At 69.2% G+C, this 16258-nt stretch carries 12 protein-coding genes and 1 tRNA gene; 6 read left to right on the top strand and 7 right to left on the bottom strand.

Features of this window, described 5'->3' with window-relative positions; genetic code table 11:
* Positions 1-153: 153 nt before the first annotated feature.
* The 3 genes from AC4NMM_RS04585 to AC4NMM_RS04575 all read right to left on the bottom strand — a co-directional run bounded on the left by AC4NMM_RS04585 (position 154) and on the right by AC4NMM_RS04575 (position 4960).
* Positions 154-1869, bottom strand: coding sequence for a SipW-dependent-type signal peptide-containing protein (locus AC4NMM_RS04585; protein ID WP_096394145.1), 1716 nt, complete (start codon positions 1867-1869; stop codon positions 154-156).
* 114 nt (positions 1870-1983) lie between these two features.
* On the bottom strand, positions 1984-3312 hold the full coding sequence (locus AC4NMM_RS04580) for a SipW-dependent-type signal peptide-containing protein (RefSeq protein WP_096394144.1): 1329 nt from the start codon (positions 3310-3312) through the stop codon (positions 1984-1986).
* 121 nt (positions 3313-3433) lie between these two features.
* Positions 3434-4960 (bottom strand): vWA domain-containing protein, encoded by a 1527-nt coding sequence (locus tag AC4NMM_RS04575; RefSeq protein WP_491923639.1) that lies wholly within the window; start codon positions 4958-4960, stop codon positions 3434-3436.
* 394 nt (positions 4961-5354) lie between these two features.
* On the opposite strand from AC4NMM_RS04575, the gene AC4NMM_RS04570 reads away from it, so the two are divergent.
* The gene (locus tag AC4NMM_RS04570; protein WP_096394142.1) at positions 5355-5885 is read left to right on the top strand and encodes a DUF7344 domain-containing protein; all 531 of its coding nucleotides are present in this window, start codon (positions 5355-5357) and stop codon (positions 5883-5885) included.
* A 66-nt stretch (positions 5886-5951) separates the two neighbouring features.
* Here AC4NMM_RS04570 and AC4NMM_RS04565 read toward each other — a convergent pair whose 3' ends face one another.
* Complete coding sequence (locus AC4NMM_RS04565) at positions 5952-6848, bottom strand: DUF8054 domain-containing protein (protein ID WP_491923638.1); 897 nt, start codon at positions 6846-6848, stop codon at positions 5952-5954.
* 308 nt (positions 6849-7156) lie between these two features.
* Here AC4NMM_RS04565 and AC4NMM_RS04560 point away from each other — a divergent pair, with 308 nt between their 5' ends.
* The 4 genes from AC4NMM_RS04560 to azf all read left to right on the top strand — a co-directional run bounded on the left by AC4NMM_RS04560 (position 7157) and on the right by azf (position 11976).
* On the top strand, positions 7157-7711 hold the full coding sequence (locus AC4NMM_RS04560) for a DUF7344 domain-containing protein (RefSeq protein ID WP_096394140.1): 555 nt from the start codon (positions 7157-7159) through the stop codon (positions 7709-7711).
* Positions 7712-7769: 58 nt separating this feature from the next.
* Positions 7770-10532, top strand: coding sequence for a DNA mismatch repair protein MutS (gene mutS, locus AC4NMM_RS04555; RefSeq protein ID WP_491923637.1), 2763 nt, complete (start codon positions 7770-7772; stop codon positions 10530-10532).
* Positions 10533-10601: 69 nt separating this feature from the next.
* On the top strand, positions 10602-10952 hold the full coding sequence (locus AC4NMM_RS04550; RefSeq protein ID WP_096394138.1) for a cell division protein SepF: 351 nt from the start codon (positions 10602-10604) through the stop codon (positions 10950-10952).
* 121 nt (positions 10953-11073) lie between these two features.
* Positions 11074-11976, top strand: coding sequence for an NAD-dependent glucose-6-phosphate dehydrogenase Azf (gene azf, locus AC4NMM_RS04545; protein ID WP_096394137.1), 903 nt, complete (start codon positions 11074-11076; stop codon positions 11974-11976).
* Between the two features lie 12 nt (positions 11977-11988).
* Here azf and AC4NMM_RS04540 read toward each other — a convergent pair whose 3' ends face one another.
* On the bottom strand, positions 11989-12651 hold the full coding sequence (locus tag AC4NMM_RS04540) for a hypothetical protein (protein ID WP_491923636.1): 663 nt from the start codon (positions 12649-12651) through the stop codon (positions 11989-11991).
* Positions 12652-12824: 173 nt separating this feature from the next.
* Entirely contained in the window at positions 12825-13121 is a 297-nt protein-coding gene (locus AC4NMM_RS04535) for a hypothetical protein (protein WP_231899156.1), read from the bottom strand.
* A gap of 487 nt (positions 13122-13608) precedes the next feature.
* Between AC4NMM_RS04535 and AC4NMM_RS04530 the strand changes: the two genes are divergently transcribed.
* On the top strand, positions 13609-15444 hold the full coding sequence (locus AC4NMM_RS04530; protein ID WP_096396183.1) for a cation:proton antiporter: 1836 nt from the start codon (positions 13609-13611) through the stop codon (positions 15442-15444).
* A gap of 625 nt (positions 15445-16069) precedes the next feature.
* On the opposite strand, the gene AC4NMM_RS04525 is transcribed toward AC4NMM_RS04530, so the two are convergent.
* Positions 16070-16142: transfer RNA gene (locus AC4NMM_RS04525), tRNA-Arg, on the bottom strand.
* Between the last annotated feature and the right edge of the window lie 116 nt (positions 16143-16258).

Here is a 16258-nt window from a genome sequence, read left to right as displayed (position 1 = left end):
TCGTCGATGCGTCCCCGCCCCTCGATACCCCTTACCACGCCGACCGCGCCCGTATGTATGCGCGCCCTACCCGGCCGGTCCGGTGACCGTACCCGGCGGTACGGGCGCCGTACCCCCCCGCGGTCGTCCGATAGACTCGGTCGCTCCGATCGCTCAGGCCGTCTGGGACGGCCCCGCGCCGTCGTTGTGGCGCGCCTGCTCGGTGTAGAAGCCGAGGTCGAAGCCGAGCGTGTCGCCCTGGACCTCGTTGCCCACGTCGAACGGCAGTTCCCACGAGAGCGCGACGCAGTGCATCACGCCGTCGCCGCGGAACGGCTCGCGGTCCGGGTCGTTCGCCGGATCCGAGAGCTCGTCGTACGTCGTCGTCCGGATCGCGTCGAGCGGCACGCCGTTCCCGTCGGCGAGCGCCGTGAGGACGTTGCCGAGCGAGTCCTCCATGATCTTCTTCTCCTGTGCGGTCTGTGCCGCGAGGTTACCGAACACCGTCGGGATGTTGAACGGATCGCTGACGTCGTTGAAGAACGCCGGGTCACCACCCAGGCCGCCGGCCGCGCCGGCCATCGCCTGGAGCGTGCTCGCGCTGCCGTCGACGTTGATCGTGTACACGTTCGTCGCGGGGTTCGGCGACGCCGCGCGGGCGTCGGCCGCCGCGCCGGTCGGCGATGAGAACGACGTGCTGCCGTCCCCGTTGAACGACTCGCCGTCGGATAGGACGATGTTCCGGTACTCGACGCCGCTACGTCCGTTCGCGTCGAGCTCGGCCTGCGCGTCGTCGACGCCCTCGCCGATGTAGGTGCCCGTCGCGATACCGTTCGCGTTCGCGAACGGATCGGGGTCGCCGTCGCCGTCGCCCGGCGTCGAGGGGCTGGGACCGGTCACCACGTCCGCGAGCTTCTGCCGGAGATCCGTCAGCTGCGCGTCCACCACGGAGAGGTCGCTCGTCAGGCCTTGGAGGATCCCCGTCCGCGGCACGGAGTCGTCGCTCCCCTCGCCGTCGAAGTACGCCACACCGACCTGAACGTCCGACCCCTGTGACTGGAGGTAGCTGACGAACTGGCGGGTGCCGAGCTCGACGAGGTCGATCTTCGTCGTCTCGGTGTAGGTGGTCCCGCCGACCGTGATATCGTCCTCGCTGACGAGGCCGCCGTACTGCTCGTACAGCATCGAGCCCGAGAAGTCGAGCGTCAGCATGATGTCGACCGGCTCCGCGCCGTCGTACACGTTGTCGCAGTCCTCGTCGTACCAGAGCGTCGCCTGGATCGCGTCGCCGAGGTCGCCGAGGTTGTCCGGGTCGACGATCAGTTCGGGCTCGGTGGCAGTGCCGCCGTTGTCACTGACGTTGTCCGCCTGCATCCAGATGTAGCCGGGGTTGTCACAGAGGTGGAGCGAGAAGGTGATCTCGCCGGAGTCGCCGGGTTTTACGTCGGTGAACTGGACGAGCCTGTCCATCTCCTCACCAGTGACGGGGTCGTGCCTGAAGTTCGCCTCCGAGAGCGGTGGGATGTTCTCACAATTCAGGCCGGTGATGTTCGCCCCGTTGCTGTCCTCGTCGTCCTCGTCCGGGAAGTCGCTGTACTTAATGACTTCTTCCGTCTCGGGATCGAGGATCGACTGTTCGCCGTCGCCGTCGTGGTCGGGGTGCGCGTTGACGAACTGGTGGCCGTCGCCGAAGTCGTACGTCTGCTGCCAGTCGACGAGCAGGTCGAGCTGGCCGGCGGTTAGCTGGTTGCCCTCGAACGACTCGGTGTCGTTGAAGTACGCCGTGGTACCGAGGCCCGCCCCCGCGGAGGCGACGCCCACCGCGCCGAGGCCGGCCAGCACCGTTCGCCGCGACAGTCCGATCGTGTCGATGTCGTCGTTGTCTGTCATGAGTGTAATTCCCCGAAGGGAGTCCCACCGACGGGGTCGAACCGTCGTCCCGGCCGCCCGCGCGGGTCCGGGGTGGGAGGCGGTCACGCCGCTTCGAGCGGCGTCGTCAGCACATCAGTCGCTGAACTCGATCGCGTTCGCGCTGTTGTAGAAGTCCGGGCCCAGCGAGGGGTCCACGTTGACCTCCGCGATGGGTCCCTCGCCGCCGGTGCTGCCGTATCCGAGCAGCCGGAACGTCGAGCCGATCTCGCTATTCGGGATCCCGAACACGATCGTGTTCCCGACCTTCGCCGCCGAGAAGCCGGCCGGAAGCGGCTGAGCCGGACCGTAGCTGCCACTGTTGTTCTCCTTGTATCCGAACGGGGCGTCCGGGAACCCGGCGTTGGGCTGCCAGATGACCTGCCAGTCGTGCGTGCCGTCGTCGTCCGCGTCGACCGCCACGGGGAGATTCGTGCTGGAGTAGTCCGCCGTGTCGAGGAAGTCGACCCCGTCGCCGTCGTCGGCGAACGCGAAGCTCAGAACGGTCTGATTCTGGCCGAACGAGACGCTGGTGTAGACGTTCCCCTCGGTGGGGTTGCCGAGCGTCTGGCCCTTCCAGCTGTTGTCGTACGCCGTGACGACGGTCTCGTCGACGCAGGGGTTGTGCGCCCCGTCGTTGTGGCGAGCCTGGACCGCGTAGAACTCGAAGTCGAACATGACCGAGTCCGTCTGGATCTCGTTTTCGACGCTCGTCGGTACCTCCCAGGTGAAGCAGACGCACTGCTCGTCGACGTTCGGTTCTCCGTCGGTGAACGCCTCGGTGACGCCATCGAAGGTGGGGCGGTCCGCGAGCGGCGCGTTCGCGTCACCGTCGCTGGACAGCGGGACGCCGGCTTGGAGCGCGAGCATGACCTCCGCCAGCGAGCCGGAGACGATCTCGTCGCCGATTTCGTTGCCGCCGTCGCCGTCGTCGGTACAGTACGAGACGGTCACCTGCATCGCGTCGGCGAGTTCGCCCTCGTCGGGCGTGTCGTCGTCGTCCATCTCGGGTTCGGTCATTCCGTTCTCGTCGTTCGCGGTCAGCTCACCGCACATCCACATGTACGCGGGGTTGTCGACGATCGAGAAGCAGAACTCGCCCTCGCCGGAGTCGCCGGGCTTCAGGTCGGAGACCTGGATGCTGAGGGGCTCGCCCTCGATCTGCTGGCCCTCGATCCCGACGACGTTCCCGTCGACGTAGGTGCCGGGCTCCGTGGAGTACTGCGCGTAGCTGCCCTGGTCCTCGGAGTAGTCGACGTGGACGAACAGGTCGAGCGAGCCGGCCGTCAGCTCGTTGTTCACGAACGTCTCCGTGTCGTTGAAGTACGCCGTGGTGCCGAGGCCCGCGCCCGCCGAGGCCACGCCGACCGCACCGAGTCCGACCAGCATCTTGCGCCGCGATAGTCCGATTTTGTCGTCGTTCATTGTGTATCATCCCCGAAGGGAACTCCCGGCGGCGGTCGCGAACCGCCGCGTCGGCCGCCCGAAGGCGCCGAGCCGGGAACCGGACGTGTCTCGTCGTCCGGGGCCGCGTCGCTCCGAGGAGCTAGTTCTGACCGCTCATGTTGCCGGTGCCGTTGGGTGCGGGACCGGGGCTGGTGCTGTTCACGTCGGTCCCGTTGAACGCCACCTGGGGATTGTCGTTGTGCCGCGACTGCTCGGCGTAGACGGCGAGATCGAAGCTCACGGAGTCGGTCTGGATCTCGTTGCCGACCTCCGCCGGGAGCGTCCACTCGAAACCGATGCACTGGGTGGTCGCGCCGGGGTACGGCTGGCGACCCTCCTCCTGCCGGTTACCGTCGAGTGCGACGCCGTCGTCGAGCTTGCTGAAGACTTCGGCCATCGAACCCTCCTCAAGGATCTTTTGTTCGCCCGCGAGGACGATCTGCGCGATCTCGCCGTAGACGGTATCGAGGTCGGACGGGTCGGGCGCGACGAAGGCGTCGTCGGACGAGGAGGCGATGCCCTCGAGGAACGCCGTGTCGGCGCCGTTGCCGAGCGCGATCGTGAACAGGCGGATGCCCGCGTCCTTCGCGCTGTCGGCGGCGTCCTCGGCGTCGTCCGCGTCGCTGGGCACGCCGTCCGAGAGGACGATCATCACCTTCGAGGCGCCCGGGGTCGCGTTGGTGCCGGTGAGGAGTTCGTCCTCGGCGACGGAGATGCCGTCGTCCATGTCTGTCCCCCCGTTGGCGCTGTACTGGTCGATCGCGTCCTTGACGTCTTGGTAGTCCGTCGTCAGCTCCTGATCGAGATTGGCGCCGTCGGAGAACGAGATCGCCGCCGCCTCGTCCGGCGAGGAGAGGTTGTCGACGAAGTTGTTCGCGGCGGTCTTCAGGTCACCGATCTCTTGGCTCATCGAGCCGGAGGTGTCGCTGACCAGGGCGACCTCCAGTTCCTGTTGCTGACCCGTCCCGGTGGGCTCGTACACGTTGTCGCAGTCCTCGTCGTACCAGACGCAGACGTCGATGAGATCGGCGAGTTCGCCGATCCCGTCGGTGTCTTCGCCCTCGGCCTCCTGCTCGGGCTCGGACTGCCCGTTCTCCGCGTTCTCGGTCAGCTCGCCCGCGAGGTAGAGGAACGCGGGGTTGTCACAGATGTGAATGCTGATCGTCACCTCGCCGGAGTCGCCGGGCTTCACGTCGTCGAGCGTGAACACCGGGATCCCGTCGCCGTTGACGAGGAACTCGTCCGCCCCGGGCGAACAGAAGTCGAACTCCTGGCCTTGGACCACGTCCTCCCACTGCTGCCATTCGGCGGTGGTGGGCGCCTGCCCGAGCAGGTAGCGTCCGTCACCGAGGTCCTGCGCCAAAGTCTCGTCGCCCTCGTCCTCGCCGCCGTATCCCATCGCCCGAATGTCGTCTAGGCGGCCGGGACCGCCGAGGTACGTCGACTTGTAGTCCAGCTTCAGGTCCAGCTCGCCCGCGGTGAGCGTGTTGCCCTCGAACGTCTCCGTGTCGTTGAAGTACGCCGTGGTGCCGAGTCCCGCGCCCGCGGAGGCCACGCCGACCGCGCCGAGGCCGGCCAGCACCTTGCGCCGCGAGAGTCCGATTTTGTCGTTTGTGTCTTGGCTCATGGTTTCTCCCCCGACTCGCCCCCCGTCCGCGATGGGCTGACCGAATCGGTTACTTCCTCCTCCGAGGGACACCCACCTAGTTACGCGTTCCCACGTCACCGTCGAACGGACGATTCCAGCCGGTAGAACGTCTCACGAAACCGGTCAACGGTCTCGTTCGATCGGCGGTCCGCCACCCCTACTCCAGTGGTTATTGCCGGTATGTCCCCCGTACCGCCGCCGCCGAACGCGGCACGAAGGCCGCACTCGACGGGTCGAATCCGACAGGAACCTCGTACCGTCGCCCCGCGATCGGCGATCGTCCCGGGTAGCGAGCGCATACATATACCTCCGTCCGACGCAGTGGACGACAGAACTCGGGTGCCGCCGAGCGCGGCCGCCCGGATCCCACTCCATGAAACTCCGCAACGACGTACTTCCGGCCGAGCAGGTGTATACCATCCTCGCGAACGAGCGCCGACGGCGCGCCATCGAACAGCTCGGCGCCGTCGGCGGGACGGTCTCGGTCAACGAGCTGTCGACGCTCGTCGCGGGCCGCGAGACGGGCGAGACGCCCCCGCCGAAGCGCTGTCGCGAGAGCGTGTACACGTCGCTCGTCCAGACGCACCTGCCGAAGCTGGCGGACGCGGGCGTGATAGCGTACGACCGCGAGACGCAGACCATCGAGCTCTCTCGCCGCGCGCGCGACGTGCGGCTCTACACGGAGGTCCTCGCGCCCGGCGGCGCGACGTGGTCGGAACTCTACCGCGCGCTCGCCGTGGGCTCGCTGCTCGTCGTGCTCGCGGCGCTCCTCGACGTCCCGCTCGTGTCGGCCGTCGACCCGGTCCTCTGGACCAGCCTCGGTCTCGGCGCCTTCGCCGCCGCCAGCGCGGTCCAGCTGTGGGTCAACCGCTTCTCGGTGCTGCGGCAGCTTCGGCTCCGGTGACTGGGCTCGAAAAACTGACTCCCTCTCCGTCGTACTCCGCTCTCCTATCCGAACTGTCGGCCTTCCCTACTCGGCGGCGGCCGCGACCGACTCCGGCAGCCGCAGCTCGAACAGCCGCGCGTCGCAGCCGGCGCATCGTCCGGCGACCACGTCGTAGCTCGAACAGCAGGACTCGACGACGCGCTCTTCCAGCCCGACTTCGCCGGCGCAGCTCGGACACTCATCGACGAACAGCCTGAGCGCGCCGAGCACCGCGCTGCGGTCCGCGAGCGCCAGCGTCGTCCAGTCGTCGCGGGTCGCCGTCAGCACGCGGTCGGCCGCGACGTCCGCCCGGAACGCCGCGCGCGACTCCCAGTGGCCGATCTTCTCGTCGCCCGCGTACGCGAGCCCGACGCCCTCGTACCAGTCGATCGCCAGCTCGTCGGTGTCGATCCCGGTGAGCGTCGCGAGCGCCGCCACGTCGTCGCGGTCGCTTCGGTTCCCGTCGCTGCCAGCGTCCCTCGGCTCGCCCGTCGCCGCCGCCCGCCACGCCGACGCGAAGTCGGGCGCGAACGCGAAGTCGTCGCCGGCGGGCGTCTCGACGAGGACGTCGGCGTCGAGCAGGTACGTCTCCGGATCGACCTCGCCCGACTGACGGGCGGCTGTCACCCTCGAACCGGGCGTTTTCCCGAACAGCGCGAGGACGCGCTCGGGGAGGTACCGCCTCGTGAGTTCGGGCGTACCCGGTACCAGGTAGCCGCGAAGCCAGATCGCTGCGAGCGCGGCGCCGAACCCGGCCGCGCCGAGGAGCGGCGCACCGACTGCGGCCACCGCGGTCGCCCCGACCGCCGCGATCCCGACGTTGACGATCGTACAGGGGAGACAGCGGTTCTCTCCGGTGTACTCGGGCTGTCGGAGTCGGTCGACGGCGACGCGCGCGGGTCGTCGGAGGCGATCGGTGATCGTGTTTCGTGACGCGTTCATACCGCTCGAACGGCGCCTATCCGCGTATGTATGCGCCGCCTACCGCCGCGTGCGCCCCCTACTGCTGCCGCGGATCAGCCACCGACGCCGCGGGTCTCATCCCGATCTGATTGTCATAGAAAAATAATTTTATTGACAAAATCTTTTCCCGATAGAATATCCATTTATAAATATCCATTATATGGGCTCCAAAATAGTTTTTGTGTCTTTTTCGACCCGAAATTTATTGCGACCGCCGCTACTGCTGTATTAATAGAAAGTGATATGTAATGTCAGGACAATGTGTTCTCAATTCAAATGGGTGAGTCATGACACCGCAACTCATTGGGTCGGACGAGCCCTCGCCCGCCGACGCGGAGAGTCCGTCGCGCGACGAGGTGTTCACGGCCCTGAGCAACCGACGACGTCGGAACGTGATCAAGTATCTGAAGGCTAACGGCACCGAGGCGCGCGTCCGCGACATCGCCGAGCAGCTGGCGGCGTGGGAGAACGACCTCGAGATCCCCGAAGTGACGTACAAGCAGCGCAAGCGAGTGTACACGGCGCTTCACCAGTCACACCTCCCGAAGCTGGCCGCCAGCGGCTTCATCGACTACGAGTCCGACCGGGGACTGGTCTCGCTCACCGAGGAGAGCCGGCAGCTGGAGGTGTACCTGGAGATCGTCTCGGACAACGAGATCCTCTGGGGCGAGTACTACGTCGGGCTCGCGGTCGTGTGCGGGCTGCTGGCGACGGCGGCGTGGGTCGGCACCGTCCCGTTCGGCGCGGTCTCGGGGTACGCGTACGCGACGCTTTTCGCGCTCGTGTTCGGCGTCTCCGGTCTGGTCCACCGAACGGTGACGCGCCGCAACCGGGTCGGGTAGTTCCGGCTCGGCCCGACACCCGCAGGGTTTTACCCTCACACGGCGGGAGTACGGACATATGGCAACGGGGATCGTCGGGGAGTTCCTCGATCTCAAGGCGGAGACGGACGCGGACGTCCTCGCGATGCAGTGCGGCGACTTCTACGAGTTCTTCGCGGACGACGCGGAGTTAGTCGCGGACGAGCTCGATCTCTCGATCTCGCAGAAGTCCTCTCACGGCTCGTCGTACCCGATGGCGGGCGTGCCGCTGTCGGAGCTGACGCCGTACGTGAACGCCCTCGTCGAGCGCGGCTACCGGGTCGCGGTCGCCGACCAGTACGAGACCGACGACGGCGACCACGCCCGCGAAGTCGTCCGCGTCGTCACGCCGGGCACGGTCTTGGAGACGAGCGACGACGACGCGCGCTACCTCGCGGCCGTGGTGCGCGAGGAGGGGGGCGATTCCGACGCCGACGGCCCCTACGGACTCGCGTTCGCCGACGTCACCACGGGGCGGTTCCTCGCGACGACGGTCGACGACGGCGGCGACTTACGCGCCGAGCTGTACCGGTTCGACCCGGCGGAGGTCCTGCCGGGGCCCCAAGTCCGCAACGACGACGACCTGCTCGGGGCGGTCCGCGAGGACCTCTCGGGGCGCGTGACGGCGTTCGACGCGGAGGCGTTCGCGACCGGCCGCGCGAGACACGCCGTGCGCGAGCAGTTCGGCCGGGAGACGACCGACAGCGTCGGGCTCGACTCGGATCTCGCGGTCCGGGCCGCGGGCGCGGTCCTCTCGTACGTCGAGGAGACGGGCGCGGGCGTGCTCGCCTCGATGACCCGCCTCACCGCCTACGGCGCCGACGACCGGGTCGACGTCGACGCGACCACGCAGCGCAACCTGGAGATCACGGAGACGATGCGAGGCGACGCCGACGGCTCGCTGTTCGACACGGTCGACCACACGGTCACGGCCGCCGGCGGCCGGCTGCTCCGAGAGTGGCTCACCCGCCCGCGCCGGGACCGCGAGACGCTCGCCGACCGGCTCGACGCGGTCGAGGCGCTGGCGTCCGCGGCGCTCGCGCGCGACCGGATCCGGGAGGTGCTCGGCGACGCGTACGACCTCGAACGGCTCGCTGCGCGGACGACGAGCGGGAGCGCGGGCGCGCGCGAACTCCTCTCGGTCCGCGACACGCTCGTGCTGCTCCCGGACCTCGCCGACGCGATAGGGGGGACCGCGCTCGCCGACTCGCCCGCCGCGGCCGTGCTCGACCGCGTCGACCGCGAGCGCGCGGCCGACCTGCGCGAGGAGCTCGCCGAGGCGCTCGCGGAGGACCCGCCGAAGGCGAAGACGGGCGGCGGACTGCTGAAGGAGGGGTACGACGAGGAGCTCGACGAGCTGATCGAGCGCCACGAATCGGTAAAATCGTGGCTCGACGGGCTCGCCGAGCGCGAGAAGCGGAAGCACGGGCTCAGCCACGTCACCGTCGACCGCAACAAGACGGACGGCTACTACATCCAGGTCGGGAAGTCGGTCGCCGACCAGGTGCCCGAGGGCTACCGCGAGATCAAGACGCTGAAGAACTCGAAGCGGTTCGTCACCGACGAGTTAGCGGAGAAGGAGCGGGAGGTCCTCCGCCTGGAGGAGGCGCGCGGCGACTTGGAGTACGAGCTGTTCGAGGAGCTGCGCGAGCGCGTCGCCGAGCGCGCCGAGCTGCTTCAGGACGCCGGGCGGGCGGTCGCGGAGCTCGACGCGCTCGCCTCGCTCGCCACCCACGCCGCCCGCCGCGACTGGACGCGCCCGGAGCTGACCGACGAGCGTCGGCTCGACGTCGAGGCCGGGCGCCACCCCGTCGTCGAGGGGACGACCGACTTCGTCCCGAACGACCTCCGGCTCGACGCCGAGCGCGGCTTCCTGATCGTCACCGGGCCGAACATGAGCGGGAAGTCGACGTACATGCGCCAGGCCGCGCTGATCCAGCTGCTCGCGCAGGCGGGCTCGTTCGTCCCCGCTCGCGCCGCCGAGGTGGGGCTCGTCGACGGCATCTACACCCGCGTCGGCGCGCTCGACGAGCTGGCGCAGGGCCGGTCGACGTTCATGGTCGAGATGCAGGAGCTGTCGAACATCCTCCACTCGGCGACGGAGGACTCGCTGGTCATCCTCGACGAGGTCGGCCGCGGCACCGCCACCTACGACGGCATCTCCATCGCGTGGGCGGCGACGGAGTACCTCCACAACGAGGTGCGCGCGCGCACCCTCTTCGCCACCCACTACCACGAGCTGACGACGCTCGCGGACCACCTCCCGCGCGTCGCGAACGTCCACGTCGCCGTCGACGAGCGCGACGGCGAGGTGACGTTCCTCCGCACCGTCCGGGACGGTCCGACGAACCGCTCGTACGGCGTCCACGTCGCCGACCTCGCGGGCGTCCCGGACCCCGTCGTCTCCCGCGCGGACGAGGTCCTCGACCGGCTCCGGGAAGAGAAGGCGATCGAGGCCCGCGGCTCGCGAAGCGGGGGAGACGGCGACGGCGAGGTTCCGGGCGGCGGCGCGGGGGACACGCGGCAGGTCGTGTTCGACCTCTCGTCCGGGTCGTTCGCGGAGGGCGGCGACGGCGACGAGGGGACGGCGGCGGACGCCCCCGACCTCGGGGCGGGTCGCAACGGGGCGGGCGCCGAGTCGAAACCGGCGCCCTCCGGCGAAACCGCGGGGGCCGCCGAAGCCGACCGGCTCGACCCCGAGACCCGCGCCGTGATCGAGGAGCTGAGCGACGTCGACGTCGCGGAGACTCCGCCGGTGGAGCTGCTCTCGCGGGTCCAAGAGTGGCAGGAGCGGCTCGACTGACCGCGGTGCGGGACGGACGCGGGTGCGTCTGACGTAAGAACTAATGTCTAACCTCGTCGTGTGGTGTGTATGGGCATCATGAGCAAGATCCTCGGCGGGAGTGGGAGCCGCTCCGTCGACGATTACGTCGAGCTCGACACGGACGACTTCGCCGACGCGCACGCGGAGACGGGCACGCAGGTACACTTCGCCGAGATCGGCGACCAGAGCGACGTCATCCCGATCAAAGACGCCGTCTACGACGGCGACTTCGTCATCGCGGACATCACCCGCCACTCCACGTCGGACCGGACGATAGAACACGTCTACGACGAGCTCCGCCAGGTAGTTCAGGAGGTCGACGGCGACATCGTCCAGAAGGGCGACGACCAGATCATCGTCACTCCCACCGGCGTGAAGGTATCGCGAAAGAAGCTGTAGCACCGACCATCGGCGGTTTCGACCCGCCTTTCCCGCCGCCGTCCCGCTTCTCCGGCCCCGGATTCGGTCCCACCGGTCGAACCGTGTCATATATGCCGTTCTCCCGCCCACGTAGAGTCGAATGGACGAGCCGGTCCTCCTGACGGGCGCCGGCGGACGGGTGGGGCAGGCCATCCTCCGCGGTCTCGGCGACGACTACGACTGGCGGCTCCTCGACCGCGAGCCGCTCCCGGCCGCGAAGGTGCCCGACGGGGTCACCGACGCCGACCGGTACGTCGCCGACATCACCGACGAGCGCGCCGTCCGCGAGGCGGTCGCCGACGTCGGCGCGGTGATCCACCTCGCCGGCGACCCGCGGAAGACGGCGCCGTGGGACTCCGTCCTCCGGAACAACATCGACGGGACGCAGGTCGTGATGCGCGCGGCCGCCGAGGCGGGCGTCGAGAAGTTCGCGTTCGCCTCCTCGAACCACGCCGTCGGCGGCTACGAGACGGACGAGCGGACTCCGGACCTGTACCGCCCCGAGGACGACTACCGGCTCGACGGCAGCGAGCTCCCCCGCCCCGGCAACCTCTACGGCGTCTCGAAGGCGGCCGGCGAGTCCCTCGGGCGCTTCTACCACGACGAGTTCGGCATGAGCGTCGTCTGCGTCCGCATCGGCAACCTCACGAAGGACCACCCGCCGCGGGAGTACGAGCGCGGGCAGGCGATGTGGCTCTCCCACCGCGACTGCGCGCACCTGTTCGACCGCTGCCTCCGCGCGGAGTACGGCTACGAGGTCGTCTACGGCATCTCGAACAACGACCGCCGGTACTACTCCATCGAGCGCGCCCGCGAGGCGCTCGGCTACGACCCCGCCGATAACTCCGCCGACTACACCTTCGAGGGCAAACCCAAGTCCGACCGCGACACCGAGACGAACGGCGGTCGCTACGGCGAGGACTCGTTCGCGTCGGACGCCGATCGGCCCGCCCCGGAGTCGCCCGCCGAACCCAACTTCCCCGCCGACCCGGACGACGCCTGATCGGCCCCACGCTCAGAACAGCCCGTCGACGTCGCGCCGCTTCCTCGCCTCGCGCTCGACGTGATCGCCCAGCCGAGCGGCCACCTGCGGCCGCGCGTCCGGCGTCCGGAGGTACGCGAACAGCAGTTCGGCGAACTCGGTCCGTCCCGTCCCGCGCTCCTCGCGGGCGAAGTCCGCCGCTCTCGCGAGCGCAGCCGGGTCGCCCGGCTCGCCAGCCCTCGCCAGCGCCGGGACCGCGAGCCCGGTCGCGGCGAGCGACAGGACGTCGAAGTCCGGCGTCTCGTCGTCGATCCGGACCCGCGGCGCGGCCGCCGCGTCCGCGTCTCCCGGGGCCGAAGCGAGTCGCTCCGCCCACCCCCGGACGGGACCCAGCGCGACTCCCCGCGGATCGGAGACGTCCTCTAGGGCCGCGACGGCGTCGTCCGCGCGCTCCGCCGCCCCGGATCCGTCGCCGTCGCTCGCGCGGTGCGTCGCCGTCGCGGTCGCGGCCAGCCCCCGGAGCAGTCGCTCGGGAGTGCCGTCGCGGTCGACGTCGGCGGAGGGTCGCCCCTCCGCGTCCCAGACGTCCCGCGCCGCGCGGAACCTCCCCTCGTTGAACAGCGCGGCGCCCGCGGTGATCGCGACGGACGCGGACGGCCGCGCGTCTCGGTCCGGGCCGTCGTCGGGATCGGTCACGCCTCGCGGTCGGCGACGGCGACTGATAAATGCCGAGTTACGCGAACGCGACGTCCGAGTCGCCGCGACCGGAATCACGGCGGCGGCGTCGGGAGACGGAAACTCAAGGGAGGGCGGAACGTCGGCGGGAGCGAAACGTCAGCGGGGAGCGAAGCGCCGCCGCGGCCGGCGGATCAGACCTCGCCGACGCCGGCGTCGTCGTTCGGAAGACTCAGCGTCCGGTCGACCGCGCTCGGGTACCGCCGGCCGAGCGCCGCGCCGGCGACGGCGCCGCAGAGGGCCGCCAGCGCGACCGCGGCGGCGGCCGGGAACGAGAGGGCGACGACCGTCGCGGCCGGCAGCGCCGCGAAGGCGATCATCGCGCCGCGCGACGGGAGCGGTTCGGACGGGTGCGGGCCCGCGTTCGGGTCGGGGTAGTCGGGGTGGTCGGGACGGTCGGTGCGTCTGGACGGGGATCGGTCTGCGTTCATCGTCGGATCGTGGGTGCGGTGCGAGGCGTCCGCCTCGCGGGGTGTCGGTTCGGCCGCCTCTGCCCGCGCGCGGCGGGCCACTGACGGCGAAGCGGGGTCTCGGAGCGTTCGGGAGAAGACGGCGCTCGTCACGGCGGACGAGCGGGCTGTCCCCGCGTCGGGGTCACGCGGCGACGGCGCCGAGGAGAGCGGCGACCGGTCCGCGGGCCCGTTTCCGGACGCTCCGGCGGGGGGCGAACGTCGGGATGGGGCTGCGGACGGTCATGGGTTCGACCCGGCGGTGGGGGACCGACCGGGCGTACCTTCACCGAGTGACGGAACCGAGTTAATAGTTGCTCGTGTGTGGGAACCAATGTCTCGTTCGGCAGTCATCTGTCTCGTTCGGCGGTCACACGTCGCGCCGATTCGGTCGACCGGCGCGCCCACCAGTACACTAAGGGTGGACGGGGGCGTATCAACGGTGGACGTGTCCAGTAGCCTGCTGCCGGTGATCGCGGTGATACTCGTGTCGGGGCTCGCGGTCCAGCTGCTCGCTCACCGGCTCCGGGTGCCGAGCGTCATCTTCTACCTCGCGATCGGGGTGGTGTTGGGACCCGAGCTGCTGGGGCTGGTCACGCTGGAGACGTTCGGTGACGGACTGGAGATAATCGTCGGACTCAGCGTGGCGATCATCGTCTTCGAGGGGGCGTTCGCGCTCCGTATCGACCGGATCCGACGCGCGTCGACGGTGTCGCTCCGGCTGGTGACCGTCAGCGCCCTCGTGATGTTTCTCGGCACCGCGGCGGCGGTCCGCGCGTTCACGGACGGCACGTGGGAGATCGCGCTGCTGATCGGCGCGCTGCTGGTGGCGACCGGCCCGACCGTCATCACCCCGATCCTCAACGTGGTCCGGGTGCGGGACCACGTCGCGACCGCGCTGGAGACGGAGGGGATCGTCAACGACGTGACGGCCGCGATCGTCGCGGTCGTCATCTTCGAGACGCTGCTGCTCGACGACCTCGGCGTCCCTGCGACGGTGCTGTCCTTCCTCCAGCGGTTCGGCGTCGGCGTCGCCGCCGGGCTGCTCGCCACCGTCATTATCTACGCGCTGCTGGAGAGCGACCTCGTCCCCGAACGCGACGTGCAGGCCTCGCAGTTCCTCGTGTTGTCGGCCGCGATCGGGTCGTTCGCGGCCGCCGAGGCCGTCGCCGCGGAGGCGGGCATCGCGGCGGCGGCGACGAGCGGGATCCTCCTCGGGAACCTCGGGATCGACAACCGCGAGGAGATAGAGAAGTTCGCGGAAAACACCACCACGATCGTCTTGTCCTTCGTGTTCATCTCGCTGGCGGCGCTGATCGACGTCGAGGCGATCGCGGGGCTCGGCCTCGGCGTGGTCGCGCTCGTCGCCGTCATCATGCTCGTCCTCCGGCCGCTGGGGGCCTTCCTCGCGACCGTCGGCGTCGAGCGGTTCACCCGGCCCGAGCGGCTCTTCATCGCGAGCGTCGGGCCGCGGGGGATCATCCCGGCGAGCGTGGCGACGCTGTTCGCCATCGAACTGGAGCTGGCGGGCAGCGTCGCCGCCGGCGAACTGCTCGTCGGCACGGTGTTCGCGGTCATCTTCGCGACGGTCCTCGTCGAGGCGGGGCTCGCGCGGCAGATCGGTGAGTTCCTCGGAGTGTCACCAATGCGCACGATAATCATCGGCGGGGGTCGGGTCGGCCAGGCGCTCGCCACGCGACTGGAGAACAGGGGCGAGTACGTCGTCGTCGTCGAGTCGGACCCGGACGTCGCCCAGCGCGCGCGATCGGAGGGGTACACCGTCTACGAGGGGGACGGCAGCGACACGGAGGCGCTGCGCGGCGCCCGCATCGAGGACGCCAAGCGGTTCATCACGACGACGAGCGACGACGACATCAACCTCCTCGCGTGCCAGCTCGCGATCACTAAGTTCGACGTCGCCTCGGTGTACTCGCGGGTGAACGACCCGGACAACGTCGACGCCTTCGACAGCATCGGCGTCACCGGTATCGACGCCTCGACGGCGACCGCGGTCGCCATCGACGACGAGATCGAGCGGCCCGCGCTCACCCACTGGATGAACGAGCTCGGCGACAGCCACGACGTCCAGGAGGTCGAGGTGACCTCGGCGGAACTCGCGGGCAAGAGCATCCGCGACCTCAACGCGCGGATCCCCGACGGCACCTTCGTCGCGGTCGTGAGCCGCGACGGCGAGAACCACGTCCCCTCCGCGGACACCGTCCTCGAAATCGGCGACCACGTGACGTTCATCGGCGACACCGACGCGGTCCGCCGCGCGATGGAGCGCTTCCACCCGCACGATTAATAGGTGGATTGAGTCGTTCGTGTCGGCTACGAAGCGAGGGGATGGAAGGTTGTACTGACGGTCAGCCGTTTATAAATGACCGTTGCTGATTCAGTGATTCCCGCTCAATCTCCGACTGCCCGCTTATAAATAGTGAACCGAGGACCGGCGATGACGGCCGCCTGGGCCCCAGCCGGTCATTTATAAATAATTGACCGCGGATCGGCGGCGGACACCGCCAAAGCCCCAGCCGGGAGGGCGCCGTACGCTCGCTGTGCTCCTCGGTCGCTCACTCCGTTCGCTCCCTGCGGTGCTTGCGTCGCCTACGGCGCCCTCCCGGCTGCCCCTTTGAGTCCCGCCCGGCACAGCACCTCATACCTCCCCAGCCTCGTCGCTGGCACCCTCCGCTTCGCTCCGGGCGCCAACGACTCCCTCGCGCGTGCTCCTCGCGGCCGCCGGTAGCGGCCGCTCGGTGGCGCGCGCCGCCGCTCTTTAAATTATGAATGAACGTCCTGACGGAGATTTGAACTCGGAAAGACGGTCGGCCTCGCTTCGCTCGGCCGCTGCGACTTTCCTGCTCAAATCTCCGCGGAGTTTTCGGACACACGCACGGCTCGCTACGCTCGCCGTTTTGTGTGTCCGAAAACGTCCTGACGGAGATTTGAACTCCGGTCCCTGGCTCCGCAAGCCAAGAGGATAGTCCACTACCCTACCAGGACTCATCTCCACGTACCGCGGTAGAACTTAAGACGGTTACGGTCCGCGGGTCCCGTGCGTCCGGTCCGCACGCACGCGGTGCGGGACGAAGGTGGAGTAGACGAACGCGCACTCGCGG

It is taken from the genome of Halorubrum sp. SD41 (assembly GCF_058630335.1).
This window is presented reverse-complemented; position numbering and strand designations above follow the sequence as displayed.